This is a genomic window from Clostridium sp. YIM B02500, from assembly GCF_022324665.1.
GTDB classification, from domain to species: domain Bacteria; phylum Bacillota; class Clostridia; order Clostridiales; family Clostridiaceae; genus Clostridium; species Clostridium beijerinckii.
In genome coordinates, this window is sequence record NZ_JAKGTE010000028.1 from 58,700 (window position 1) to 84,138 (window position 25,439).

The window sequence follows — 25,439 nt, forward strand, 5'->3', positions numbered from 1 at the left end:
ATCCGTTATATATTTAGGTATTTTATTAGAATTGTTAAAAGCAATACTCAGCTAATAGGTGAATATCTAAATTAGTGTTTTATTCAGAGGAAAATAAATGGAGGAACAGGCATTGAAAAAGAAAAAACATGTAAGTAAAGTGAAAATACGAAAGAGAACGAGAAGTGTCGCTTTTTCATTAACAGCTATTTTTGCTATATTAATAATTAGACTCTCTTATATAATGATGGTTGATGGAAAAGACTATTCTGCAAGAGCTGAAGAACAGTGGACAAGTGAAGTGAAAATAGATGCTAAAAGAGGAGAAGTTCTGGATAGAAATGGAAATGAACTGGCTGTATCTGCTAATGTCTATAGAGTGGATTTTGATTTAAATTCAATAAGGAATTACTTGAAAAGATCTGTAAAATCCATTCCAAATAAAGAGCTTACCAATATGAAAAGTGTAGGAATTCCGATCCCTACAGAAGGAAGTGGCTTAACAAACGATGATATTGCACCCGTAATTGCGAAAGTATTGAATATGGATGTGTCAGAAATAAAAGCGGATTTAGAAAAGAAGCTTCCAAGTGGGGCAGATGCATTTTCTGTGACTGTAGCACGGAAAATAGAAAAAGATATAGCGGATAAAGTAAAAGAACTTAATATAAATGGAATTATAGTTTCGCAAGATACTAAAAGATATTATCCTAATAATAATTTTCTATCGCATGTTTTAGGAACTACTGATCCTGATGGCAAAGGATTAAGTGGTGTAGAACTTCAATATAATTCATATTTGTCAGGAATTCCTGGAATGAAGGTTGCGGAGCTTGATAAAAATAATGAAGATTTGCCTTATACAGTTTCTCAATATACGGAACCTGTAAATGGAAAAGATGTTACTTTAACTATCGATGAAAATATCCAGAACATTGTTGAAAATATAGCGCAAAAGGCCTATAAAGATGATAAAGCTAAAGAAGTTTCGATATTAGTAATGAATCCTAAGACTGGAGAAGTTCTAGGAATGGTAAATAAACCAGATTTTGACCCTAATAATCCATATGATGGAGCAAGTAAATTTGATGGAGCAGATCTCACTGATAAGATACAGAAAATGTGGAGAAATAGGTTGGTAAGTGATACGTTTGAACCAGGATCAATATTTAAAGTAATCACTACCATATCTGGTTTAGAAAACAATGTTGCAAATAAAGATACACAATTTGTGGATAATGGATCAATATCTGTAGGTGGAATTGTAGTGAAGGATGCGGAACGAGAAAATAAACTTCAAAATTTACTTCAAATCATTCAGAATTCATCAAATGTGTGTTTTGTAAAATTAGGACAAATGATTGGTAAAGACAAATTATATGAATCTATTAATAAGTTAGGATTCGGAAAAGTAAGTGGAATTGACTTACCAGGGGAGGCATCTGGAATTGTGAAACCAATCGATAAAGTTTCAGAAGCGGATCTTGCAACAATATCATTTGGACAGACTAATACAGTAAATTCTGTTCAATATATGGCTGCATTTAATGCTATTGCTAATGGAGGTACTCTAATTCAACCTCACGTAATGAAAGAAATTACTCATAATGATGAAAATAGTGTTAAGATTGTTGATGAAACTTTTAAACCTACGACTGCTACAGTCGCAAGTGCAGAAAAAACAGCAGAACTTAGAAGTTATCTTGAAGGTGTTGTAACTGGAGGAACAGCAACTGGAACTTTTATAGATGGATATCACATTGGGGGTAAAACAGGAACTGCAGAAAAGGTTGTTGGTGGTAAGTATGGAGAAGGCAAATATATATCTTCATTTGTGGGAATGGCTCCAGCTAATGATCCTAAAGTTACAGTTATGATAACTGTTGATGAGCCTAGTAACGGTGAATACTATGCTTCACAAGTAGCAGTACCATATGCAAAAATGCTGTTTACAGGTATCTTTAACTATTTAGATAGTGCATCTTCTAATGAGAAAATTGTTAAGGATATTATTATCCCAGAAGTTAGAAACATGAAAGTTTCAGATGCTGAGAAAGTATTAAAGGATAAAGGCCTAGATTTTAATATAGATGGAAATGAAGAAACAATATTAAGTATGAAGCCATATCCAGGTTCATCAGTAAAGGAAGGTTCTAAAATAACTCTTTACACAAGTGGGGATGCGACTTATAATAATAATGTTGTAATGCCAAATGTTAGGGGATATTCAAAAGAGGATGCGATTACTTTATTAAAGAATCTTGGAATAACAGCAACTTTTGAAGGAAATGGAGTTGTTTCAGTACAGAATATTTCAGAAGGTGAAGTTATACCTAAAGGAACAACTGCCGAATTGATTTTAAGTTCGTATTATGAAGATTAAGAATAATGGTAGATATATAGGAAATTTAAATTAAAATCGCTTTTTGCGGAAAATTTAAAGTAAATTGGCGAATGATAAAATACTAGCATGTGGGGGTGCTCGCATGCTATATTTTTTTATCATATAAGTTCTAATTAATGGATTTCATAGTTCATAAGATCATTACATACAAAATAAATCACATTCGTTGAGATTAGATAATAATTGTGCATTTAATTTTCTTAAACGTAATAATTATTAATATAAAATATAAATTAAAATATTCATATACGATAAGTTAATTAGGAGGAATTCAATATGAATTTGAAAAGTATTTTAAAAGGAATAGATTATGAATCAATTCAGGGTGATATTGATATTGAAGTTAACAAAATAAACTATGATAGCAGAAAAGCTGGCAATGATGATGTTTTTGTCTGTATAAAAGGATATGCAACTGATGGCCATAAATATATAGAAAAATCTATTGAAAACGGAGCAAAAGTTATAGTAATCCAAGATGATATAGAAATAAAGGATGAGAATATTACCATTATTAAATGCAATGATACAAGAAAAGCATTGGCATTAATGGGAGCAAATTATTATGATAATCCTAGTTCTAAAATGAAGATAATTGGAGTTACTGGAACTAATGGGAAAACTACTACAGCTTTTATGATTAAGCATATTTTAGAAGAAAGCAATAAAAAAGTTGGTCTTATCGGAACTATTGCAAATTTTATAGGTGATGAAAAAATTCATACTGAAAGAACAACTCCAGAATCATTAGAGCTTCAAGAATTATTTTCTGAAATGGTTGATAAAGGTGTAGAGTATTGTGTTATGGAAGTGTCTTCCCATTCATTAGCATTAGATAGAGTTTATGGTATTGAATTTCAGGTTGGAATATTTACTAATTTGACTAGAGATCATTTGGATTTTCACAAGACTTTTGAAAATTATTATAAGGCAAAGTTTAAATTGTTTGAAAGATCTAGAATAAAAATTGTTAATGTTGACGATAATTACGGGAGACAAGTAATTAGTGATTTAAACAATTTAAAATGTGATGATATATATTCATTCTCAGTAAAAAGCATTTCAGATTTTAAAGCTTTTGATGAAGAAATGGGAAGTAGAGAAATCAAATTTAAACTCAACTTGAAGGAAGATGAGCAATTTGTTTTAAATATACCAGGTGAATATAATATATATAATGCGTTAGGTGCAATAGCAGCATGTTTTAAATTAGGTATACCTATAAAGCATATTAAAAGCGGCATTGAAAATGTAGTAGTTTTAGGAAGATGTGAAAGAGTAGCAAAAGAATATAATTTAGGTTATGAAATCATCATAGATTATGCACATACTCCAGATGGTTTAGAAAATATATTAAAGACAGCTAAGGCATTTACAAAAGGAAGATTGATATCCGTATTTGGTTGTGGGGGAGACAGGGATAAGGTAAAAAGGCCTGAAATGGGTAAAATATCTACAGATATTGCTGATATTACAATTGTGACATCAGATAACCCTAGAAGTGAGGAACCTCTAAGTATAATAAAAGATATTGAAGCTGGAATTGATAAGGATAATTATTTTGTAATAGAAAATAGAAAAGAAGCAATAAAAAAATCTATAGATATAGCTCTAGATAATGACGTAATAGTTATTGCGGGTAAGGGTCATGAAACTTACCAAGTATTGAAAGATGAAACTATACATTTTGATGAAAGAGAAATTGTAAAAGAAATATTAGATAACATGAACAATTAGGGAGCTTATTCATAATGTAACAATGACGGATTTAAGCGATATTTAGGATTGTTATTTTGGTGATGAAGTTAACAGGAAAATAAGGGGTGGATGAACTTGGATTTAAATTTAGCTGAAATAATTAAGGCAGTGGATGGAGAAATAATAGTTAAAAATAACGAAGGTATTTTTAATAAGATTTCAACTGATACTAGAAAAATTCAGGAAAATAATTTATTCATTGCATTAAAAGGAGAGAATTTTAATGGCAATGATTATACAATAAAAGCTATCGAAAAAGGGGCATCTATAATAATAATTGATGATGTGAAGTTTAAAATTGAAGAGTTAAAAAATAGGGGAACTATTATTAAAGTAAAAGATACTAAAGAAGCTTTAGGAGATTTGGCTAGGTTTTACAGAAAGAAAATTGGAGTAAAGGTAGTTGGAATAACAGGATCTACTGGTAAGACTTCAACAAAAGATTTAGTAGCTGCATTTCTAAGTGGAAAATACAAAGTTTTTAAAACTCAAGGAAATTTCAATAACGAAATTGGATTACCACTTATGATATTTGAACTTTCTAAAGATTATGATATAGCTGTCCTTGAAATGGGAATGAGTAATTTTGGAGAGATAAACAAGTTAGCGAGTATTGCACTTCCGGATGTTGGTGCAATAACTAATATTGGAGTGGCTCATATAGAATATTTGAAGACTAGAGAAAATATACTTAAAGAGAAGATGTCTATAACAGATTTCTTTGAAAACAAAAACTCATTAATAGTGAACTGTGAAAATGATATGCTAAAAACAATAGTTGAGTGTGATAAGTTTAATTTAGAGAGAGTAGGTTATGATTCTACTTATAATCTTTACTCTAAGAATATAAAATTAACATCTGAAAATACTTCATTTGATGTAGTTACTGATGATAATGAAAATTATAGATTTACTCTAAATATGGTCGGAGAACATAATGTTTTAAACGCACTTATAGGAATACAAATAGCAAGAAATTTTGGGTTGACTTTTGAAGAGATGGAAAAGGGGTTAGGGAATTTTAATGCTACTTCTATGAGACTTGAAGTTATAAATAAAGATAAGTTTACTATTATAAATGATTCTTATAATGCTAATCCAGATTCAATGAAAGCTGCACTTGAAGTGCTAAAAAATTATTCTGGATCAAGGAAAATCGCAGTACTTGGAACTATGGGTGAACTTGGAGATTATGCGGAAGAAGCACATATCCAAGTTGGTGAATTTGCGAAAGATAAGGCAGATATTTTATTGACTACTGGTGAATTTAAAGAGTATTATAAGAAAGGCTTTGGAGAGCGTACAATGGTGTTTGAGAGTAAACAAGAATTAATGCAGAGGTTAACTGATATGATTAAAGTAAATGATACTATTTTAATTAAAGCATCTAGAAGTGCAAAATTTGAGGAAATAACCAAATATCTATAGAATTTAAAATAACACGAAGGAGGTGACTTGCCTTAATTAGGATCTTCAAGAAAATAATTACTTAGCATGATTATTTTCTTTCGGATATTTTAGGCAACACTGGATGGGGGAAGCAATAAACTTATTAATTAACTCAAAAATTTTAGCACCATTAATTATGGGGTTCTTATTTTCAATAGTACTTGGACCAATATTTATACCGATATTACACAAGTTGAAATTTGGTCAAAATATAAGAAAAGAAGGACCTAAAAGTCATCAGAAAAAATCTGGAACACCAACAATGGGAGGGCTTATATTTTTTATAGCTACAGCTACAGCTATATTAATTATGGGGCAAAAACCTATGAGTAGAGAAATGATATTACTTTATTCATTTTTAGCTTTTGGATTTATTGGATTTTTAGATGATATTTTAAAAATAATTCATAAAGATAATCTAGGATTAAGAGCAGCGCAAAAGATGATTTTGCTAGTCTTATTTTCAGTAGCTTTAGCATGGTATGGATATACAAATGTGGGTACAGATATTTTGATTCCATTTATAAATCAAAATTTTAGATTGAATTTAGGAATACTATACATACCATTTATAGTAGTATATTATGCAGCAGTAACTAATGCTGTAAACTTAACTGACGGAATAGATGGACTTGCAACTTCAGTTACGGTTATAGTGTTAACTTTCTTTGCTATCATTGGTTTTAGAACACAGAATGTTGAAGTAGCAGTTTTTGCAATAGCATTAGCTGGAGCATTACTTGGATTTTTAAAATTTAATGCTTTCCCTGCAAAGATATTTATGGGTGATACAGGTTCGCTAGCTCTAGGGGGAGTTATCGGAACAATAGCATTAATGTTAAAAATGGAGTTGTTTGTGATTATAGTTGGAGGAATATATTTAATCGAAACATTGTCTGTTATAATTCAAGTTACATCATTTAAATTAACAGGTAAAAGAGTATTTAGAATGTCTCCGATCCATCATCACTTTGAGCAAGTTGGGTGGAGTGAAGTAAAAATAGTAACAATTTTTTCAAGCATTACAGCAATTTTATGTATAATTGGCTTTGTAGCACTTTAAGTTAAGTAGTAGATTTGGAGGATTTATGTATGAAGGTCATTGGGTCCAAAAGAAAATCAAAAATGGGTGAAATAGATTATGGAATATTTTATACAGTGGCATTACTTTTAACAATTGGTGTGGTTATGGTATATTCTGCAAGTTCTTATTATGCTATGTTTATGTATAAAGATAGCATGTTTTTTCTGAAAAAAGAATTAATGGCAGGGGTTGTTGGAGTTATAGCGATGGCAGTAGCGATGAGTGTTGATTATCATAAGATAAAGAAATATACGGCTATAATAATGATAGCGACTATACCTATACTATTAGCAGTATTTCTTTTTCCAGGAACTAATGGAGCGCAAAGATGGATTAATTTAGGTCCGTTAAGCTTTCAACCATCTGAGCTTGCGAAATATGTTGTGGTGCTCTTTTTAGCAAGAAGCCTTGAAGTGAAAGGTGAAGGAGTAAAAGATTTTAAAACTGGAATAGTTCCTTATTTAGCTACATCAGGATTTTACGCAGCTATTGTATTAGCTGAAAAAAACTTAAGTATAGCTTCGGTTATAATGATAGTTACATTTCTTGTTTTGTTTGCAGCAGGTGGAAGAATAAAGCATTTATTTGGAATTGTTGCGCCAGCATTAGTTGCAGCAGCAGTTGCATTTACAGTATTAGAACCATATAGAATGAAAAGGTTAATGAGTTTTACAAATCCATGGAAAGATCCAATAGGAGATGGATATCAACTTATACAATCATTTTATGCATTAGGTGCTGGAGGAGTTACAGGGCTTGGCCTTGGCCAATCAAGGCAAAAAACTTTGTATATGCCAGAGCCACATAATGATTTTATTTTCTCCATTATCGGCGAGGAATTAGGGCTTATTGGGTGTATATGTATAATATTACTTTTTGTAATATTTGTTTGGAGGGGAATAAGTGTAGCTATGAAAGCTAGAGACACATATGGTACTCTTCTTGCAATAGGCATAACTGGAGTTGTAGCAGTTCAATCTTTAATAAATATTGCAGTTGTCACAGGATCGATGCCAGTTACAGGGGTTCCGCTACCGTTTATTAGCTATGGGGGAACTTCATTAGTAATAAATATGACGGCAATAGGAATACTTTTAAACATATCAAGGCAAACTGAAGGAAAAGATGAAATCAAGGAAATATAAGGAAATACAGGGCAAAGAATTAAAATACAAGTCTTTGCCCTGTATTTTTTAAGTAATTATTTAAAGTCGTTTTAAATTTTAGATGAAAATATATCATTAAAGTGGTATTATTATATATGAAATTTATACTAAAGATTATAAAATAATAAGTGTTAGAATATATAAGGCATAGATAAGAATAGGGATGGGTATGGTAAAAACGAATAATAATAAATTGATTTTGAGGTCACAAAGAAGAAGACTAATAAGGAAAATAATTATGACTATTATAGTCCTATTTATAGTGGGAACAATTTTTGCAATAAAATCGAATTTTTTCATTATTAAAAAGGTTTCTATTTTAGGTAATCCAGTAATGAGTGGAGAAGATGTTAAGAATAGTACAGAGAATCTAATAGGACAGAATATTCTATTTATAAATAAACAAAATATAATAAGCAATGCTAAAAAGAATCCATACGTAGAAAATGTTGAAATAAGCAAGTCGTATCCTAAACAAGTTAATATAAAGATCTCAGAAAAAGAGGGGATTTATTATGTTGAAAAAGATGGATATAAATATATTTTGGATAATGATGGAAATTTTCTTGAAAAAACAGATAGCGTTGAAAATAGAAGTTTAGTTAATGTTAAAGGAATAGATTTAAAAGATGTAGCGCTAGGACAAAAGATGATAGATGACAGTAGAGTATTAGATTTTTTAGATGTTTTTTATCAAATTATAAAGATCAATCCGACAAATTATAAAATTGATTATGTTGATATAAGTGATTTTACTAACATAAAAGTATATGTTGGTAAGGTAGAAGGAAGAATTGGTAATGATGAAAATATACCAGATAAAATGAATAAATTATTACATATAATCCAAAATCCTGATATAGGGATTGTTAAGGGATATGTGGATGTAGGATTTAATGGTGCGCCTGTATATTATAAGGAAGAAAGGTAGGTAATTAATGAAGATATCTAGATCACAATTATTTATAGCAATTGTTTGTGGACTTTTAGGCTTTTTATTAGCATATCAATTTAAGGTATTATCAAATAAGAATATAGAGTCAAAAATTAGTAATTATGATAAAAACGATATTATTTCAGAAGTTGAATCTCTAAAAAAAGAAAAAGAAGAATTAGCGTCAACAAATTCAAAGTTATCCGATCAGTTAAAACAAATGGAAGAAACAGCAGCTAAAAATGGTGACATGGGGCAAGATATAAAAAATCAACTTGATGAGGCTAGAATGCATTTAGGTATAGTTGATGTTAAAGGGCAGGGCATTGTTCTTACAATAACACCTAAAACATCTATTTTTGGTTCTACGACAAATGATAGTAGCAGAGATCTAGGAGAAGATGAATTGGTTCATATAGTTAACTTACTTTGGTATTCAGGAGCTGAGGCAATATCTATAAATGATATTAGAATAACACCACAAACGGGAATAAAAACTGCTGGAAATGGAATAGCCATAGGTTCGACTGGGAAAGTTTATCCTAGAGATAAAATTATAATTAAGGCAATTGGAGACAAGGGCAGACTTAACGTTGGAATTTCTTTCCCAGGTTCATTAGAATATCTTGCTCTTCCTAACTACAATAATGAAGTTAAATCAGAAGATGATATATTTATAGGAAAATCAAAGCAGTCATTGAAGAGTGACTTTATTAAATCAGTTAAAGAATAGGAGAGAGTTAATTTGATAGCAATTATAGGACTACTAATCGGAATAATACTTGGATTTGTATTAGATGTTAATATATCTGATAAATTGTCACCATATATGTCTGTCGCAATACTAGCATGTTTAGATTCAGTTTTTGGAGCAGTCAGAGGAAATCTCTCTAAAAACTTTCAAGCAGATATATTCATATCTGGCTTTTTTGGAAATGCATTACTTGCAGCAGGACTTGCTTATTTAGGTGATAAGCTTGGAATACCTATATATATGGCAGCGGTAATAGTTTTCGGAGGAAGAATATTTGATAACTTCGCAATAATACGCAGACTATTATTAGAAGAATTTAAAATAAGAAGAAGAAATAGGTCTCGAAATAATTCTATAGATAAAGAAAATCATGATGATAAATAGAGAGGTGATGTGATGAAAAATAATAAAGGTTTTTTCTTTGTTTTCATTGCAACCATAATATTAGGGGTTTTAATATCAATGAATTTTAATTTTAAAGGTATTCAATCCTATAGTCAATTAAATGCAACAGAGTACCAAAATGCCGTTGAAGAAAGGGCAGCATTATATAGAGACATTGGAAATCTTCAAGAAGATAATAATGAGAAAAAAGATAAGATTAGGAATTATGCTCAGAATGATAAAAAAAATGATAAGATCCTTGATGATATGAAAACTCAAATTAGTGATTATAAATCATTTATTGGGTCAAATAACGTAGAGGGACCAGGAATTATACTTAAGATAAATGATGGAACTACAAATGCTCTTGAAGAAAATACAGATGAAATAAATAATAAGCTTTTACATGATAATGATATGGCGCTTGTTTTAAATGAACTTAGAGTGGCTGGAGCTGAGGCGATTAGTGTTAATAACCATAGAATACTTCCATGGTCTGGAGTAATTTGTAATTGGGCATTTTTAGGGTTTGATGATGGTGGAATGGAGTATGCTCCTTTTAATATATATGCCATAGGAGACCCAGAAAAATTGAAGGCGGCTTTACTTGAAGATGGAAGTCATGTTAAACAATTAATGCTTAGAAAACTTTATGTTGATATTAAAGTTGTAGATAAAATAATTATGCCACCAACGACAGCAAATTCAAATGTAAAATATATGAGTAGAGATGAAAGTAAAAAATGAAATTAATTGATATTTAGGAAGGAAATTTTAAGTTTATATAGAATATTATACAAAGTGATAAAGAAAGGAATAATTTAGTAAGGTGTTATAGTATGGGAATTAAGCAAAATATTGAAGAACTAAGATCCAAAATTCCAGAACAAGTAACGCTCTTAGCTGTTTCAAAAACGAAGCCATTAGAGTATCTAGAAGATGCATATATGGCAGGAATGAGAGATTTTGGGGAAAATAAAGTTCAAGAATTAGTAAAAAAATCCGAAAATTTTCATGAGGATGTACGATGGCATTTTATAGGACAGCTTCAAAGTAATAAAGTTAAGTATTTAGTAGATAAGGTACATTTGATACATTCTTTATCTAGTATTAGTTTGCTAAATGAAATTGAAAAGCAGTTTAGTAAAGTTAACAAGGTTGCTAATACTTTAATCCAAATTAATATTGGAAGAGAGGAAAGCAAAAGTGGAATTTTGGAAGAAGATTTATATGAATTCATAGAAGCAATTGAAAAATGCAAATTTGTTTCTGTAAAAGGTATAATGGTTATTATTCCAATAGGGGATGAAGAAAGCAATAGAAAATATTTTAAGAAAACAAAAAAAATATTTGATGAGCTTAAGGAAAAAAATTATAATAATATTAGTATGAAAATATTATCAATGGGGATGACTCATGATTTTATGACAGCTATAGAAGAAGGTTCTAACTTAGTAAGAATAGGAACAGGAATATTTGGAGAAAGAAATTATAATTTAGGAGGCGAAAATAATGGGTAATGTTATATCAAAAGTTAAATCTTTATTAGGGTTTGAGGACTACGAGGAGTATGACGAGTACGAAGAAGAACAATACGAAGAGCAGGTGAAGGATGAAGACGAAATAGAACCTGTTATTACCAATAAGAAGAATAGCAAGGTTGTAAATATCCATACATCTTCGACTACAAAGGTAACAATAACTAAGCCAATCGATTATGAAGAGGCTACTGAAATTTGTGAAGCACTTAAGAATAGAAGAATAGTATTAGTAAACACAACAGTTTTAGAACTAAAGATTGCACAAAGATTATTAGATTTTATCAGTGGTTCATGTTATGCTTTAGGCGGAGAATTACAACAAATTGAAAAGGGAGTATATATTCTTTCACCATCAAATGTAGAAGTAACAAATGAATTAAAAAATGAACTAAGTTCAAAAGCTCTATTTAATTGGTCAAAATAGGAGGTATAAATTATGATATATAGTGTTTACATAGTTATTGATATGTTTCTAAACATATTAGAGCTAGCTATATTCATAGAATGTATAGTTTCGTGGATACCACAAATTCAGGGGAATAAATTTATTGATTTACTACACAGTTTTGTTAATCCCGTTTTAGAACCAATTAGAAAGTTACAATATAGATTAAGTCCTGGATTACCATTGGATTTTTCACCTATATTTGCATTGATTATTATAAATTTTTTACAAAGGATTATACAATAAATTATGAAAGAAAGAATAGCAAAGTATTTTACAGATGATGATAGAAATGATGCATTGAATTTATATGAGAAATATTTACTAGCTAGAGATAAAAACATAACTGTATTTGGAAAAAGTTTTTATACACCAAATATATGGATGTGGTTTGAGAAAAACCTCTCTAGCAATGATTTAAAAATTGAAAGTAATGGACTTTTAGATGATTCTGAAAGAAGGATGGTATCTTTTAATAACATATATAAAAGTCCATTTCCTATGAAATTGATTAAAATTGAAAGTACTTCGAAATTTTCTAATCTTACTCATAGAGATTTTTTGGGCGGAGTTCTATCTCTAGGAATAGAAAGAAATAAAATAGGTGATTTATTAGTAAATAATAATACATGTTATGTGCCAGTTCACGAAGAAGTAGAAGATTTTATTATATATAATTTAAACAGAATTTCTAAGGTTATTTGTAATGTAAAAGTGGTGGATGATTTTGAATTTTTATCAAGAGTTAATTTCGAAGAAGTAGTAGTTTTAGTTTCTTCTTTGAGAATTGATGGAATTGTCTCTAAGATTATAAATATATCTAGATCTAAAGCTCAAGCAATGATCGAGCAGGGTCAAGTGCTTATAGATTACGTTAAGATAAAAGATAAAAGTTATGAACTAAAAGGACAAGAAAGAATTACTATAAGAGGTTTTGGAAAATTTATAGTTGGTAATTCTATTGGGAATAGCAAAAGTGGAAGGATAAAAATTATTATCAAAAAATATACATAATAGAGGTGAAAGTATGAAGTTGACACCAATGGATATAAACAACAAGGAATTTAAAAAGGGATTAAGAGGATATAATTCTGATGAAGTTGATGAATTTTTGGATGAAGTAGTAGATAACTATGAAGAGCTTTATAAAGAAAATGCAAATCTAAAAGAGAAGCTTGCTAATTTGAATGAAAAGGTAGAGCATTACTCTAAAATCGAAAGTACTATACAAAATACATTGATATTAGCTCAAAATGCTGCAGAGCAAGCAAAAAATTCGGCTAAAAAAGAAGCTGAATTTATGATGAAAAATGCTAACGAAACTGCTCAGAAGGTTATGGATAAGGCACATAATGATGTTATTCAAATAAATGATGAATATGAAAGAGTTAAACAAGAATTTATTAAATTTAGAGCAAAATATAGAAACTTCATGAATGCACAATTAGAAACATTTGATGATTTAGAGAAGGATTTCATAAAAAATTATAATGTATCTGATCCTATAGAAGATGATGAAGTAACTAATATAGAAAAAATAGTTGAAAAAGAAGTTACAAGCATTACGAGTGGATTAAGTGAAAATATAGAGGCTGAAGAAAATGATCCTTCATTGAATGATGAATTAAATGAGATTAAAAGTTTTTTTGTTCAAGGTGAATAAATTTACTATCCCACAGAAATAATGAATAAAAATTATACATATTTTATTTACATAACGTAATAAAATGAAGATTATGTATTTTTTGAATAATAGAAAAGCTATCCTGAAGCGATTAAGGATAGCTTTTCTATATTGGCTTAATTAATTATTATTCTTTTGGAATTTCAGAATTATTAAATTTAGTATTTAATATTACTATATCAACTCTTCTGTTTGCAGCTCTGCCATCTTCGGTATTGTTATCTTTAACAGGTCTATACTCTCCATAGCCTACTGAAGATAATCTCTCGGGTTTAACATTCCCCTTAGAAATTAAAAACTCTACTACATTTGCAGCTCTTACAGCTGAAAGCTGCCAGTTAGAATGAAAATAATCATTATTAATAGCAACATTATCAGTATGTCCTTCAACATGTATATAGTTATCAATATCGTTTAAAATCTTTGAAATAGATATTAATTTACCTTGCCAATCAGGTTTGATAGTAGATTGTCCACTATTAAAGAATACGCTATCATTGAAGCTTATTATGAGTCCTCGTTCTTGAATGGATGTAGTAACGCTTCCTTTTAGCTCGGAATTATTGACAAGATCATCTACTTTCTTTTTTACATCAGATAGTTTTTCTTCTTCTGTTATAGATTCTGAACTATCCTGAGTATTTTGTTGTTCTACTACAGTTGGAGAAGAATTTGAACTATCAGATACTGCTATTACGTTTTCTCCATTTCCACTGTTAAATCCAATTTTTAATGAATTTGCTAGGGTTTGAGATTTTTTAGTATCCACATTAGAAATAGCATACAGCATTAAAAAGAAAATCATCATTAATGTTATGAAATCTAAATAAGATAACATCCATCTCTCGGTATTATCTTTTTCTTTCTTTGTATTTTTTTTCATAATCATACCTCTTTAAATTTCTTCTAAATCTCTAGCTTCATCTTCAGTTAGATAGCTAACAAGTTTACTTACTAGTGTATTTGGGTTAATTCCTTCTTGAATAAGTAATACAGCTTCAATGATCATTTCTTTTTCAGCGATTTCCTCTTTATCGATTTCTCTTAATTTACTTGCTATAGGAAGCCAAAAAAGATTTGCAGTAGCAAGACCATATAGAGTAGCTACAAATGCAACAGCAATTTTTTCTCCCATTGCGGCAACGTCACTTAAAGAACTCAGTATTATAACTAAACTAGTTATAGTTCCTACTATTCCCATAGTAGGAGCATAGCCACCAGCAGATGTAAACATTTCGATACAGTTTTCATGTCTTGTAGAAAGCTGCTCCAGTTTTGTATTTAAGATGCTTTTCACAGAGGATGGATCTATACCATCCACAACCATTTGTAGCCCTTTTTTTACAAATGGATCTAAGGCATCATCTGTTAGCTCAGATTCTAAACTCAAAAGCCCATCTCTTCTAGTTTTAAGTGATACTTCTTTGAAATAGGCTATATATCCCTTAAGATCAATTTCTTTCTTTTTGAAAGCTATTGCTAATACTCTTGGGAATTTTTTTAATGTCGAGGAAGGAAATGAAATTCCTACGGCACCTATTGTTCCTCCAATAACTATCATTGCAGCAGTGGGTTGTAATAAAGCTACCGGATTTCCTCCTTCAATGATAAAGCCTACTATAATACAAATAAATGCAAATAGTACACTTAAAATTGTCATAATATCCATAAAATTATCCCCCTTGAATATATGAAATTCTAGCTCATATGTAGCATTTTTCATACTGGTTAATATATATTTATGTAAATCTGATACAGTATATGAATTTATATACTTATACAAAAATAATAGCATATTATAAAAAATATGTAAAATAATTATATATTTAGGGGAGAAGTTTATGTATGACCGTTAATTCACATAAATTAATCTAATAAATTTCAGGTGTTAAGTAATTGTAAAGTCTAAGTTATTATATTATAATGTTGAAAGAATATGCTAAATAGGAAGGGATATTGATTTATGGAGAAAAATGTTTTTATAGTTGATGAAAAAGATAGAGGAGAGCGAATCGATAAGTATTTAGCTGAAATTTTTGTTGATAAATCAAGATCTTTTATCCAAGGACTTATTGAAAAAGATGGTATTAAGGTTAATAATAAAACTCCTAAGAGTAATTATAAACTAAGAGCTCTTGATGAAATAGAAGTAACATTTAGCGAGCCTGAAGTATTAAAAGTAGATGCTGAAGAAATACCTATTAATATACTTTATGAAGATAAAGATGTAGTAGTTGTTAATAAACCACAGGGGATGGTTGTGCATCCTGCGCCAGGAAACTATAATGGAACATTAGTTAATGCTCTGCTTTATCATTGTAAAGATTTATCTAGCATAAATGGAATTATAAGACCAGGAATAGTTCATAGAATTGATAAAGATACATCTGGAGTTTTGGTTGTAGCAAAAAATGATGAGGCTCATAATAAGCTTTCAGATCAATTAAAAGATCACTCAATGAAGAGAGAATATTATGCTTTGGTTGAAGGAAGACTAAAGAATGATAAAGGTATAATTGATAAACCTTTGGCTAGAAATAAGAGAGATAGATTAAAGATAGGAATTGTAGAGGGAGGCAAAAGAGCTGTAACACATTATGAAGTCTTAGAAAGATTCAATGGCTACACATTGATAAAATGTGTATTAGAAACTGGAAGAACACATCAGATAAGAGTTCATATGGCATCTATCGGATTTCCGCTAGTTGGTGATCCTCTTTATGGATTTAAGAAACAAAGATTCAAATTGAAAGGTCAAGTGTTACATGCGAAGACATTAGGTTTTGTTCATCCAAGCAAAAATGAGTATATGGAATTCACAACAGAATTGCCAGAATACTTTCAAGAAATAATAGAAAAATTAAGAAATGAAGTAAGATAAAAATATGGAGGAATAACATGAAATTAAAATCAGTTTTATTAGATGAAAAAGCTGTTAATAGAACACTAATAAGAATTTCTCATGAAATAATTGAAAGAAATAAAGGAATAGATGAACTAGTTTTACTTGGAATTAAGACTAGAGGGTATCCGCTTGCAAAAAGAATTGCTAGCTATATAAAGGGAATAGAAGGGGTAGATGTTCCAGTTGGATCTGTAGATATAACATTGTACAGAGATGATTTAACTAAGATAAGTGAAGATTTAGAGATTAAGAATTTAGATTTAGGTCTTGAAATAAAAGATAAAAAGATAATTATAATTGATGATGTTTTATATACATGTAGGACAGCAAGAGCAGCTATAGATGCAATTATGGATGTAAATAGACCTAGAGGTATTCAATTAGCAGTTCTTATAGACAGAGGGCATAAAGAACTACCAATTAGAGCAGATTATGTGGGTAAAAATATTCCAACTTCTAAAAATGAGGTTATAGCAGTATCTCTAAAAGAAATTGATGGAGAAGATTCAGTGAAAATATTTGATAAATAGATAAAAAGGGAGAATGCAAAAATATGTATGAGTTAATTGCAACAAGTACTTTCGGAATAGAAAGCATAACTGCAAAAGAATTAAGGGCACTTGGTTATGAAGATTTGAAAATTGAAAACGGAAGAGTAACTTTTGAGGGAGACGAAATGGATATAGCAATTTGCAATATTCACTTAAGAACTGCGGATAGAGTACTTATAAAAATGGCAGAATTTGAAGCTAAATCTTTCGAAGAACTTTTTCAAGGGACCAAAAAAGTAGAATGGAGTAAGATAATTCCTGAAGACGGAGTTATGCATGTTGTTGGCAAAAGTATTAAATCAACGCTTCATAGTGTTCCTGACTGCCAATCTATAGTTAAAAAAGCTGTTGTTAAAAGTATGAGTGAAAGCTATGGAATAGAGACATTCAGCGAAAGTGGACCAGTTTATAAAATAGAAGTAGCTATCTTAAAAGATATAGTTACGCTTACTATAGATACAACAGGACCAGGATTACATAAAAGGGGTTATAGAGAACTTGCTGGAGCAGCACCATTAAAAGAAACTTTAGCAGCTTCAATGCTTCTAATCTCAAGATGGAATGACGGGTTTGAATTAATAGATCCATTTTGTGGTTCGGGGACAATTTTAATTGAAGCGGCTATGATAGCTCAAAATATTGCACCAGGAGTAAACAGAAGTTTTGTATGTGAAACATGGCCTTCAATTACTAAAGATATATTTGATTCAGTAAGAGAAGGTGCAAAGAAATCTGAAAAGAATAAGGATATAAAACTAATAGGATACGATATAGACTATAGAGTTCTTAAAGTTGCTATGGAAAATGCAAAAAAAGCAGGAGTTGATAAATATATACAATTTCAAAAGAGAGATTTTATGGAATTTTCAACTTCAAGAAAGTATGGATTTATAATTTCAAATCCACCATATGGAGAAAGAATCGGTGAGAAGGAAATATTACCTACACTATATAAACATATGGGAAATGCAAAGAAAAAGCTGGAAGATTGGGATTTTAACATATTAACATCTTTCGAGCCATTTGAAAAAACATTTGGATTAAAATCAACAAAGAATAGAAAATTATACAATGGAAAAATAAAATGTTATTATTATCAATATTTTCACAATGATAAAATTAAAAATGCTGGTGATATATTAATAAATGAGTTAATAAAGTAAAGTTTAAGGCATCAGAAAGATTTGAAAACATATTTACAAAGTTTTCTTAAAGTGATAAAATAAATTTAAATAAAATTTGATAGCAAAGGCGCTAACAATCAGTTGGAATTGTTAGCGTCTTTTTTTGTTAAAGAGTTTCTGCATATGATAATTGAAATAAAAATATATAAGATATACAAGTTTCAATAACAAATTTAAATTTAGAAATTTAATAATCTAAATTTTTAGTTACAAGTAAAATGTAGAGAATCAATTGTAATATGCATATTAGAAATTAATAATTTGAGAAATGAGATTGTAAAGAACTTGAAACTAGTAGTCAGATAGATACTCTTAAATTGCCAAAAGAAAGGAGTTTAAACTATGTCAGAGGTATATCAAAAAATGGCAGAAAAAATACCGAATATGAGCAAAGCACAAGAAAAAATAGCAAAATATATATTAGCGCACCCAAATAGTACGCCTTTTCTAACTGTTGAAAAGTTAGCTAAATTATCAGGAGTAAGCATAGCAACTGTCACGAGGTTTGTGATTTTTTTGGGATACAAAGGTTATCCTGAATTTTTAAGAGATACTCAAGAATCCATGCAACAGCAAGTATCTAAAGCTAAGCGTATAAGGATTGATTCTGATTCAAGTGATAGTGAAGAAAGAGATATTTATAACATATTTGAAGATGACGTAAATAATATTAAGCTGACAATGGAGGACTTAAATATATATGAATTAAGAAAGTCTGTTAATTTGCTATTAAATGCGAAAAGAATATATATAGTAGCAAGAAGAAGTTCTGCTGTACTCGGAATGTTTCTAAAATATTATCTGGATTTAATGTTTAATAACGTAAATTTAATTGAGCATATAGAGCAAATTCCAAAGCAGATTAGTGGAGTTAATAATGAAGATGTAATTATAGGGATTACCTTTGAGAAATATGCAAGAAGTACAGTAGAAATTTTTACACATCTAAAAAGAAAAGGAGCTACAACAATATCAATAACTGACAGTATGTTGTCTCCGCTTGTTCCATATTCTGATATAACGCTAACAGCTATAAGCAAGGGAACAAGGTTTATAGAATCTTTTGCTGCACCATTGAGCCTGATTAATGCTTTGATTGCATCTATTGAAAAAGAAAAGAAAGACTTTTTTAATAGTAATGTAGAATTGCTAGAGGAAGCGTGTAGAAAGTTTGATTTGTTCATTTAAATCTAAAAATATTATATGTTTACTAAAAAAGAGATATATCCTAGGATTAAGATATATCTCTTTTTCAGTAGATTATGAATTAAATATGTTATTAAAGTCAGCAGGGGTTACAATTAGAGTTTTATTAGTATGGTAAATTACCATTCCAGGTTTTGCCCCATTAGGCTTTTTTAATTCTTTAACTTTTGTGTAATCAATAGGTAATTTTAATGAATCTTTTCCTTTGCTATAATAACCTGCGATTATAGCTGCTTCCTCAAGAGTTTTGTCTGGTACATCAAAAGAGCAAACTATAACATGAGATCCAGGAATATCTTTTGCATGGAGCCACAGATAGTTTTTATTTGCAAATTTTAAACTTAGATAATCATTTTGCAGATTGTTCTTACCAACATAAATATCAATTCCATCGCTTGAAACAAAGTGATTAGGCTTAGAAGTCTTTACCTTTTTTGAATTCTTGTTGTTTTTTCTAAATCTTATATATCCAGTTTCAATAAGTTCGTTTTTTATTTCATCAATTTCATTATAGCTTTCAGCATTTAGAATATTAGTAAGTACAGAATTTAAATATTTCATTTCTTCATCATTTTTCTTGAGTTGAACTTTAGCGTATTCCTCAGATGTCTTTAACTTATTATATTTTTTATAATAATACTGAATATTTTCAGCAGGTGTTTTGGTTTTGTTTAAAGAGATAGTAATATATTCTTCTTGATTTTCGTTATAAAAATTTAGTAGAGTACATTCGCTATCACCTTTTTTTATACTATAAATATATGAAGTTAAAAGATCACCTTTTATTCTAAATGATTCTTTTTCATCGCACTCACTAAGAGTTTCATTAAGTATTTTTAATTTTTTATTACATCTATCGATATTTGTATGAATAAGCTTTTGTAAGTCAGTAGATTTATTTTGTAATCTATCTTGTTTATCTTTCTTCTCATAAAAGGCATCCATTAATATATTAGGATCATCATATGAAATTGATAAATAATCTTCATTTAGTGAATTTAATTTTAGAGAATAAAAATCTTTTACAATTCCTAATTTATTTGTATACATATTGTAAGAGATATTTTGATTTGAATCATAAATGAATTTATTAAAATTTTCATAAATTTCACTTATTGTAGGTGAATTATTATGATTTGTAATGTTATAATATAAATCATTAGACAGTAGATTACTTATTCCTGTGAAACAATTAAAATAAAATTTATTATCAAAAACAATAGAATTTTTGTTTGTAAAAGAGGATAGTTCTTCTAAAGTAATAGAAAAAGGATTTAACTTAGTAGAAGATGGGGGATAAATAAAATTAACACCAGGATATAATACTCTATAACTATTTATATCAGCAGTTATATGTTTTATTGATTCCATAACTTTATTATCTCTATTTCTAACAAGTGTGATATTAGAGTGTCGTCCCATAATTTCAACTATAAGAGAATATAAACTATCAAATCCTAGTTCGTCTCTATTTTCAATTTCTATTATTAAGATTCTATCGTTATCTTTTTGAGTAACATTTGTAATTCTACCGCCTAGTATATATTTTCTAAGAACCATTAAATACATAGGAGCTTTAATAGGATTCTCTTTCGTGCTATTTGTTAAATGTATTCTGGCAAACCTAGGGGATGCTGAAATTAAAAGTTTGATATTCTGACGATCTTTTCTTAGAGTCAGAATAATTTCATCTTTTTCAGGTTGATTTATCTTATCTATTTTGGAATTTAATATTGATTTTTCTAAATTATTTACTAAACTATATAGGTAGATACCATCTAATGCCATTTTATGTCATCCTTTCTTAGTGTAACTATAAATAGTATAACATTATAGGCATATAATTATCAATTAATAGCAAAAATGAGAAGAAGGGTGAATCAAATTCATACATAGATGTTATATTGATGTATTATAATATAGTTTTATCATTGTAATCCTAATTGAGTTTTTGGATTGCTAAAATACCAAATGTAAACTTATATTAAAAAATTATATATTATAAATGTAAAATTAGAATAATAGAATGAAAAAAGAGCTAAATATTATAAAAAAATTTAAAAAAGTATATAGAAAAATTTTTAAATAAGTTATAATTTAAACTTGGTGATATTATTAATGATTAAATACAAAAGTTTAATATTAAATAGTTGAAGCTTATGAAATTATACAATTACTAATTATAAGAAATACAGTTAATCAGTAGGGGGAATTTAGATGAACTTTTATAAAATGCAAGGGGCAGGAAATGATTTCGTATTTATTGAGGATTTCGATAATAAGATTAAAGATGAATGCTTATTAGCAAAGAAGCTTTGTGACAGACATTTTGGAATTGGTGCCGATGGTCTTGTGATTGTCAGAAAATCAGAGCTAGCTCATGCTAGAATGGTTATAATAAATGCCGATGGTTCAAGAGCTAATATGTGTGGAAATGCTATAAGATGTTTTGGAAAATATGTTTATGAACATAAAATAGCTACGGGTGATAAATTTTCAGTTGAAACTGGTGATGGAATTAAAGAGATTGAAATAATATTAGAAAATGAAAAGGTTAAGTATGTGAGAGTTTATATGGGGAATCCATCTTATAACGGATGCGATATACCTTTAAATAATTTGGAAAGTCTTATAGAAAAAGAAATTGCAGTAGATGATAAAAAGTATAAGATGACTACGTTGCTCCTTGGAGTTCCTCATACAATAATTTTCGAAAGTGATAGAGAATACAATGTTATTCAAGAGGGATCAAAGATAGAAAAATTGGATATTTTTGGTGAAGGAAGTAATGTGAATTTTGTGAAAATAGTTGATGATACCCATATAAGAGTTAATACATGGGAGAGAGGCGCTGGAGCTACGTTAGCTTGTGGAACAGGATGCAGTGCTTCAGTAGTAGTTGCTAAGAAGTTGGGATTTGTTAATAAGGATAAAGAAATTTTTGTTAAAGCTCCTGGAGGAGAGTTAATCATAGAAGTTTTAGGTCAAGATGTTTATATGAAAGGTCCTGCAGAAGTGGTTTTCAAGGGTGAACTTTCTTTATAAAATTATAAAAAACGAGGAAACAAAAAATGAATTCATTAGTAAGAAAGTGCTTAAGCATTTTTGCTTTCATTGCAATTCCACTGTTTGTCTTAGGATGTGCATCTAAAAAAGAAGACATACCTAATGTGACAGAGGATATTAAGTTAAATATAGGAGCAGTTCTAAAAAGCGAAGACGGTAATTATAAACTATATAATTATGACAATGGTAAGTATGTGGAGACAAAGGAAAATAAGGTTATCATAGATTATGATAAAAGTAGTTCTAATTATATATATGTAGATAGTGGTAAAAATTATGTAGTTAATAACGGAAATAGATATGAAATCCAAGATGAAAATTATAGTGGATTAAAATTATCAAAAGGTGGAAATTATATTTCTTACTTTATAGATGATAATGGGCTTAAGTTAAAAATATTCAATACAAATGGAAATAAAGAAATTGAAATGAAATCTAATGTTTCAATATCGGGAACATTATATGATTGGTATGATACAGATACATTGGTTTATTATGGAGTAAGCAATGATGGCGTTAATGGATTATTTACTTATAATATAAAAGAAAATAAAGAAGAGTTACTTTATAAGATTAATGAAGGCTATTTAGCATTTATAAAATCAAGAGATGACGATGTAGTATTTTTACAATTAACACTGGAAAATAAAAGAGAAGTAATGATGATAAACAAAAAAACAAAGGATGTTAAGCTTTTGGCAGATAACATAGAAGAGATTTCAGATATAATTATAAATAAAGATAAATTGTATTTTACAGGAAAAGCGTATAATAATGTTAATTCTTTATATGAATTAATAGATAATAAGGTAAAAAGATTAGTTTTTGATTTTCCGGGTACCGTAAAAATAGAAAAAGGATTAGAGGTAAGTGAAAATGGAGATGTTTTATTTATAGGTTCTAGTAATGGAGATCTCAAGAAAGAGCAAATTTATACATACACTCAAGATGGTAGTATAAGTGAAATAGGGAATAGTTCATCAGAATATGTTTTTTTAGCATATACGCAGTAATTTAAATTTAGAATTCTTTATCATGTTTTTATATGATGGAGGATTCTTTATTAATATGAAAAAGTATTGACTCTTACCTTACGTAGGAGTATATGCTATTCTTATCATAAAAATAATAATATACATATTGCAAAAATAATTCTTCATCATAATTCTAAAAATATCAAAAGAATTTTAGCTGTAATTGTGAATTATGCATTGCGAATTGCAACATATATATTAAAAAAGGAGATAGTAGAATGGATCTAAAATTACAATATAACTGTAGTAATATAGATTGGGAAGAGGTATCTAGTATACTAGAAAAAGTAGGGATGAGTCATTATGAAGGCGAAATACATAAGAAAGCATTTGAAAATAGTTATGCTGCTGTATTTGCTTTTGATAATGATAAGTTGATTGGCTTTGGACGAGCAATCTCTGATGGAGTCTATCAATCTGCAATTTATGATATAGCTGTGCTACCTGAATATCAAGGTAAGAGTATAGGAAGTAAGATTGTTAATAAAATCTTAGAATGCGTTCCTACATGTAATGCTATATTATATGCTTCACCTGGAAAAGAAAAATTTTATGAAAAATTAAATTTTAAAAAGATGAAAACAGGAATGGCTTTTTTCAGAAATTCAATTAAAATGCAAATGAAAGGTTTTATAGAATAATAAAAGAATAAGTAAGAGTTAATGGATAAACTAAAGCTTTAAAGATAATAATATCTTTAGAATTTAAAATTGTGATATAGGAGCGTAGAAAATGAATAAATTTGATAAAGCTATTAACCAAAAGACGAGTGAATTAATAACAAAGAACTTACTTGGGCAAGAAGTTAATGAAGAAGAGTTTAGAAAATTTAAAATTATTGCTAGAGCAATTGTTAGAGAAGAAATGAGGGGCGTTAAGCCAAATAAAAATCCTAAGTCATTGTACGGCAAAACATGGAAAGCTGCAAGAAAATATAGTGATGTTAAGAAATAAAAAGTATGTATTAGAATTTGATTCGTTAAGTTATCATGAAATCCTAGGCATTTTAATTAATGTCTAGGATTTTTAATTTAAAAGTTTAGTAATTTCTATTATTTAGGCGATAAAAAAATTACATTATTTGGAATGTAATGAATAATTACTGAGATTTTGGTTCAAAATTTAAAATAGAAACTAAAAAATATAAAATTAGATAGGTGTGTTTAAAATTAAGGAATATGAAATTGAAGATGTAGATTTAGGAACCGCTAAAAATTTAAAAAAAGAAATTTGTGAGAAGTATAGAGTTATTCCAATAAAGGAAAAATTGGACGAGGTAATAGTTTTGTCATATGGAGTAACTGAAGAAGCAAAAGAATATCTAAGATTTATATATAACAAAAACATAGTTATCAAGGAAATCGAAGAGAGAAATTACGAAAGCTTAAAAAATATAATATTTGGTATAGATGACAAATCATTAGAAGAAATATTGATAACTAATGCAATAAAGGTTAATGCCAGCGACATTCATATAGAACCTCAAAATGGTTGTGTTTATGTACGATATAGAATTAACGGTAGTTTAGTTTTGGTGCACAAAATAGATTCTGATGAATATATAACTCTTGCATCGAAGATCAAGCTGAAAGCTAATATGGACATAACTGAAAAAAGAAGACCTCAAGATGGAAAAATAATAGTTAATTATAATAATCTAAAATACGATTTAAGAGTATCTTCAATACCTGTAGTATACGGAGAAAAATTAGTAATTAGAATATTATATTGTGATAACTTTGACTATAATCTTGAGGATTTAGGATTCTCAGAAAGTCAAATTAAACTAATTAGAAAAATAATATCTTTGAAGAACGGACTTATATTAATAAGCGGTCCAACTGGTTCGTGAATAAAAGTGCAACAAAAGAGGATCGTTAGTAATCTCTTTTATGAAGGTATTATAGCGTT

Annotated in this window: 26 protein-coding genes; 23 read left to right on the forward strand and 3 right to left on the reverse strand. The window is 29.0% G+C overall.

The features are described 5' to 3' along the window. Window positions 1-97: 97 nt before the first annotated feature. The 14 genes from L1S46_RS19845 (at window position 98) to L1S46_RS19910 (ending at window position 13,561) form a co-directional block, all read left to right on the forward strand. A complete protein-coding gene (locus L1S46_RS19845; protein ID WP_238900809.1) occupies window positions 98-2,362 on the forward strand; it encodes a stage V sporulation protein D in 2,265 nt (754 codons plus the stop codon). A 297-nt stretch (window positions 2,363-2,659) separates the two neighbouring features. Then, window positions 2,660-4,120, forward strand: a complete 1,461-nt coding sequence (locus tag L1S46_RS19850; protein WP_238900810.1) for a UDP-N-acetylmuramoyl-L-alanyl-D-glutamate--2,6-diaminopimelate ligase — start codon at window positions 2,660-2,662, stop codon at window positions 4,118-4,120. A gap of 96 nt (window positions 4,121-4,216) precedes the next feature. Then, the gene (gene murF, locus L1S46_RS19855) at window positions 4,217-5,569 is read left to right on the forward strand and encodes a UDP-N-acetylmuramoyl-tripeptide--D-alanyl-D-alanine ligase (RefSeq protein WP_238900811.1); all 1,353 of its coding nucleotides are present in this window, start codon (window positions 4,217-4,219) and stop codon (window positions 5,567-5,569) included. Between the two features lie 103 nt (window positions 5,570-5,672). Then, window positions 5,673-6,653 (forward strand): phospho-N-acetylmuramoyl-pentapeptide-transferase, encoded by a 981-nt coding sequence (gene mraY, locus L1S46_RS19860; protein ID WP_011968908.1) that lies wholly within the window; start codon window positions 5,673-5,675, stop codon window positions 6,651-6,653. 29 nt (window positions 6,654-6,682) lie between these two features. Next, window positions 6,683-7,819 (forward strand): stage V sporulation protein E, encoded by a 1,137-nt coding sequence (gene spoVE / locus L1S46_RS19865; RefSeq protein WP_077828819.1) that lies wholly within the window; start codon window positions 6,683-6,685, stop codon window positions 7,817-7,819. Between the two features lie 190 nt (window positions 7,820-8,009). Beyond that, window positions 8,010-8,771, forward strand: a complete 762-nt coding sequence (locus tag L1S46_RS19870; protein WP_238900812.1) for an FtsQ-type POTRA domain-containing protein — start codon at window positions 8,010-8,012, stop codon at window positions 8,769-8,771. 7 nt (window positions 8,772-8,778) lie between these two features. Continuing rightward, the gene (locus L1S46_RS19875; protein WP_011968911.1) at window positions 8,779-9,507 is read left to right on the forward strand and encodes a DUF881 domain-containing protein; all 729 of its coding nucleotides are present in this window, start codon (window positions 8,779-8,781) and stop codon (window positions 9,505-9,507) included. A gap of 12 nt (window positions 9,508-9,519) precedes the next feature. Continuing rightward, window positions 9,520-9,912, forward strand: a complete 393-nt coding sequence (locus L1S46_RS19880; RefSeq protein WP_011968912.1) for a small basic family protein — start codon at window positions 9,520-9,522, stop codon at window positions 9,910-9,912. 12 nt (window positions 9,913-9,924) lie between these two features. Next, the gene (locus L1S46_RS19885; protein ID WP_011968913.1) at window positions 9,925-10,659 is read left to right on the forward strand and encodes a DUF881 domain-containing protein; all 735 of its coding nucleotides are present in this window, start codon (window positions 9,925-9,927) and stop codon (window positions 10,657-10,659) included. A gap of 92 nt (window positions 10,660-10,751) precedes the next feature. Then, entirely contained in the window at window positions 10,752-11,432 is a 681-nt protein-coding gene (locus tag L1S46_RS19890; RefSeq protein ID WP_077828821.1) for a YggS family pyridoxal phosphate-dependent enzyme, read from the forward strand. Further along, window positions 11,425-11,877, forward strand: coding sequence for a cell division protein SepF (gene sepF / locus L1S46_RS19895; RefSeq protein WP_011968915.1), 453 nt, complete (start codon window positions 11,425-11,427; stop codon window positions 11,875-11,877). The genes L1S46_RS19890 and sepF overlap by 8 nt, the downstream gene beginning before the upstream one ends. Window positions 11,878-11,889: 12 nt before the next feature. Further along, window positions 11,890-12,144 carry a YggT family protein gene (locus tag L1S46_RS19900; protein WP_041895730.1) on the forward strand — a complete coding sequence of 85 codons (255 nt, stop codon included), beginning with the start codon at window positions 11,890-11,892 and terminating at the stop codon, window positions 12,142-12,144. A 3-nt stretch (window positions 12,145-12,147) separates the two neighbouring features. Further along, window positions 12,148-12,912, forward strand: coding sequence for a YlmH/Sll1252 family protein (locus tag L1S46_RS19905; RefSeq protein WP_238900813.1), 765 nt, complete (start codon window positions 12,148-12,150; stop codon window positions 12,910-12,912). Window positions 12,913-12,925: 13 nt separating this feature from the next. Then, entirely contained in the window at window positions 12,926-13,561 is a 636-nt protein-coding gene (locus L1S46_RS19910) for a DivIVA domain-containing protein (protein ID WP_041895733.1), read from the forward strand. Window positions 13,562-13,709: 148 nt separating this feature from the next. Here the strand turns inward: L1S46_RS19910 and L1S46_RS19915 are convergent, their stop codons facing one another. Both L1S46_RS19915 and L1S46_RS19920 read right to left on the reverse strand, forming a co-directional pair. After that, a complete protein-coding gene (locus L1S46_RS19915) occupies window positions 13,710-14,465 on the reverse strand; it encodes a flagellar motor protein MotB (RefSeq protein ID WP_238900814.1) in 756 nt (251 codons plus the stop codon). A gap of 12 nt (window positions 14,466-14,477) precedes the next feature. Then, window positions 14,478-15,251: a flagellar motor protein gene (locus L1S46_RS19920; protein ID WP_238861138.1), complete on the reverse strand. Its 774-nt coding sequence runs from the start codon at window positions 15,249-15,251 to the stop codon at window positions 14,478-14,480. Window positions 15,252-15,545: 294 nt separating this feature from the next. On the opposite strand from L1S46_RS19920, the gene L1S46_RS19925 reads away from it, so the two are divergent. The 4 genes from L1S46_RS19925 to L1S46_RS19940 all read left to right on the forward strand — a co-directional run bounded on the left by L1S46_RS19925 (window position 15,546) and on the right by L1S46_RS19940 (window position 19,410). Beyond that, entirely contained in the window at window positions 15,546-16,463 is a 918-nt protein-coding gene (locus tag L1S46_RS19925; protein ID WP_238861136.1) for an RluA family pseudouridine synthase, read from the forward strand. Between the two features lie 17 nt (window positions 16,464-16,480). Further along, window positions 16,481-17,017, forward strand: coding sequence for a bifunctional pyr operon transcriptional regulator/uracil phosphoribosyltransferase PyrR (gene pyrR, locus L1S46_RS19930; RefSeq protein WP_011968922.1), 537 nt, complete (start codon window positions 16,481-16,483; stop codon window positions 17,015-17,017). A 23-nt stretch (window positions 17,018-17,040) separates the two neighbouring features. Continuing rightward, window positions 17,041-18,201 (forward strand): class I SAM-dependent RNA methyltransferase, encoded by a 1,161-nt coding sequence (locus L1S46_RS19935; RefSeq protein WP_011968923.1) that lies wholly within the window; start codon window positions 17,041-17,043, stop codon window positions 18,199-18,201. A gap of 363 nt (window positions 18,202-18,564) precedes the next feature. Next, window positions 18,565-19,410, forward strand: coding sequence for a MurR/RpiR family transcriptional regulator (locus L1S46_RS19940; protein ID WP_011968924.1), 846 nt, complete (start codon window positions 18,565-18,567; stop codon window positions 19,408-19,410). Window positions 19,411-19,482: 72 nt separating this feature from the next. Here the strand turns inward: L1S46_RS19940 and L1S46_RS19945 are convergent, their stop codons facing one another. Next, window positions 19,483-21,216: an NFACT RNA binding domain-containing protein gene (locus tag L1S46_RS19945; RefSeq protein WP_238861134.1), complete on the reverse strand. Its 1,734-nt coding sequence runs from the start codon at window positions 21,214-21,216 to the stop codon at window positions 19,483-19,485. 429 nt (window positions 21,217-21,645) lie between these two features. On the opposite strand from L1S46_RS19945, the gene dapF reads away from it, so the two are divergent. The 5 genes from dapF to L1S46_RS26565 all read left to right on the forward strand — a co-directional run bounded on the left by dapF (window position 21,646) and on the right by L1S46_RS26565 (window position 25,380). Next, window positions 21,646-22,473: a diaminopimelate epimerase gene (gene dapF / locus L1S46_RS19950; protein ID WP_238861133.1), complete on the forward strand. Its 828-nt coding sequence runs from the start codon at window positions 21,646-21,648 to the stop codon at window positions 22,471-22,473. 26 nt (window positions 22,474-22,499) lie between these two features. Then, window positions 22,500-23,507, forward strand: coding sequence for a hypothetical protein (locus L1S46_RS19955; protein WP_017208882.1), 1,008 nt, complete (start codon window positions 22,500-22,502; stop codon window positions 23,505-23,507). Window positions 23,508-23,746: 239 nt separating this feature from the next. Further along, window positions 23,747-24,169 (forward strand): GNAT family N-acetyltransferase, encoded by a 423-nt coding sequence (locus L1S46_RS19960; RefSeq protein ID WP_023974727.1) that lies wholly within the window; start codon window positions 23,747-23,749, stop codon window positions 24,167-24,169. A gap of 91 nt (window positions 24,170-24,260) precedes the next feature. Beyond that, entirely contained in the window at window positions 24,261-24,482 is a 222-nt protein-coding gene (locus L1S46_RS19965) for a hypothetical protein (protein ID WP_011968929.1), read from the forward strand. A gap of 205 nt (window positions 24,483-24,687) precedes the next feature. Further along, on the forward strand, window positions 24,688-25,380 hold the full coding sequence (locus L1S46_RS26565; protein ID WP_011968930.1) for an ATPase, T2SS/T4P/T4SS family: 693 nt from the start codon (window positions 24,688-24,690) through the stop codon (window positions 25,378-25,380). Window positions 25,381-25,439: the final 59 nt, after the last annotated feature.

Coding starts and splice junctions, on each gene's coding strand:
- L1S46_RS19845 (WP_238900809.1), top strand. CDS start 98: ATGGAGGAACAGGCATTGAAAAAGAAAAAACATGTAAGTAAAGTGAAA.
- L1S46_RS19850 (WP_238900810.1), top strand. CDS start 2,660: ATGAATTTGAAAAGTATTTTAAAAGGAATAGATTATGAATCAATTCAG.
- mraY (WP_011968908.1), top strand. CDS start 5,673: ATGGGGGAAGCAATAAACTTATTAATTAACTCAAAAATTTTAGCACCA.
- spoVE (WP_077828819.1), top strand. CDS start 6,683: ATGAAGGTCATTGGGTCCAAAAGAAAATCAAAAATGGGTGAAATAGAT.
- L1S46_RS19870 (WP_238900812.1), top strand. CDS start 8,010: ATGGTAAAAACGAATAATAATAAATTGATTTTGAGGTCACAAAGAAGA.
- L1S46_RS19875 (WP_011968911.1), top strand. CDS start 8,779: ATGAAGATATCTAGATCACAATTATTTATAGCAATTGTTTGTGGACTT.
- L1S46_RS19885 (WP_011968913.1), top strand. CDS start 9,925: ATGAAAAATAATAAAGGTTTTTTCTTTGTTTTCATTGCAACCATAATA.
- L1S46_RS19890 (WP_077828821.1), top strand. CDS start 10,752: ATGGGAATTAAGCAAAATATTGAAGAACTAAGATCCAAAATTCCAGAA.
- sepF (WP_011968915.1), top strand. CDS start 11,425: ATGGGTAATGTTATATCAAAAGTTAAATCTTTATTAGGGTTTGAGGAC.
- L1S46_RS19900 (WP_041895730.1), top strand. CDS start 11,890: ATGATATATAGTGTTTACATAGTTATTGATATGTTTCTAAACATATTA.
- L1S46_RS19905 (WP_238900813.1), top strand. CDS start 12,148: ATGAAAGAAAGAATAGCAAAGTATTTTACAGATGATGATAGAAATGAT.
- L1S46_RS19910 (WP_041895733.1), top strand. CDS start 12,926: ATGAAGTTGACACCAATGGATATAAACAACAAGGAATTTAAAAAGGGA.
- L1S46_RS19915 (WP_238900814.1), bottom strand. CDS start 14,465: ATGAAAAAAAATACAAAGAAAGAAAAAGATAATACCGAGAGATGGATG.
- L1S46_RS19920 (WP_238861138.1), bottom strand. CDS start 15,251: ATGGATATTATGACAATTTTAAGTGTACTATTTGCATTTATTTGTATT.
- L1S46_RS19925 (WP_238861136.1), top strand. CDS start 15,546: ATGGAGAAAAATGTTTTTATAGTTGATGAAAAAGATAGAGGAGAGCGA.
- pyrR (WP_011968922.1), top strand. CDS start 16,481: ATGAAATTAAAATCAGTTTTATTAGATGAAAAAGCTGTTAATAGAACA.
- L1S46_RS19935 (WP_011968923.1), top strand. CDS start 17,041: ATGTATGAGTTAATTGCAACAAGTACTTTCGGAATAGAAAGCATAACT.
- L1S46_RS19940 (WP_011968924.1), top strand. CDS start 18,565: ATGTCAGAGGTATATCAAAAAATGGCAGAAAAAATACCGAATATGAGC.
- L1S46_RS19945 (WP_238861134.1), bottom strand. CDS start 21,216: ATGGCATTAGATGGTATCTACCTATATAGTTTAGTAAATAATTTAGAA.
- dapF (WP_238861133.1), top strand. CDS start 21,646: ATGAACTTTTATAAAATGCAAGGGGCAGGAAATGATTTCGTATTTATT.
- L1S46_RS19955 (WP_017208882.1), top strand. CDS start 22,500: ATGAATTCATTAGTAAGAAAGTGCTTAAGCATTTTTGCTTTCATTGCA.
- L1S46_RS19960 (WP_023974727.1), top strand. CDS start 23,747: ATGGATCTAAAATTACAATATAACTGTAGTAATATAGATTGGGAAGAG.
- L1S46_RS19965 (WP_011968929.1), top strand. CDS start 24,261: ATGAATAAATTTGATAAAGCTATTAACCAAAAGACGAGTGAATTAATA.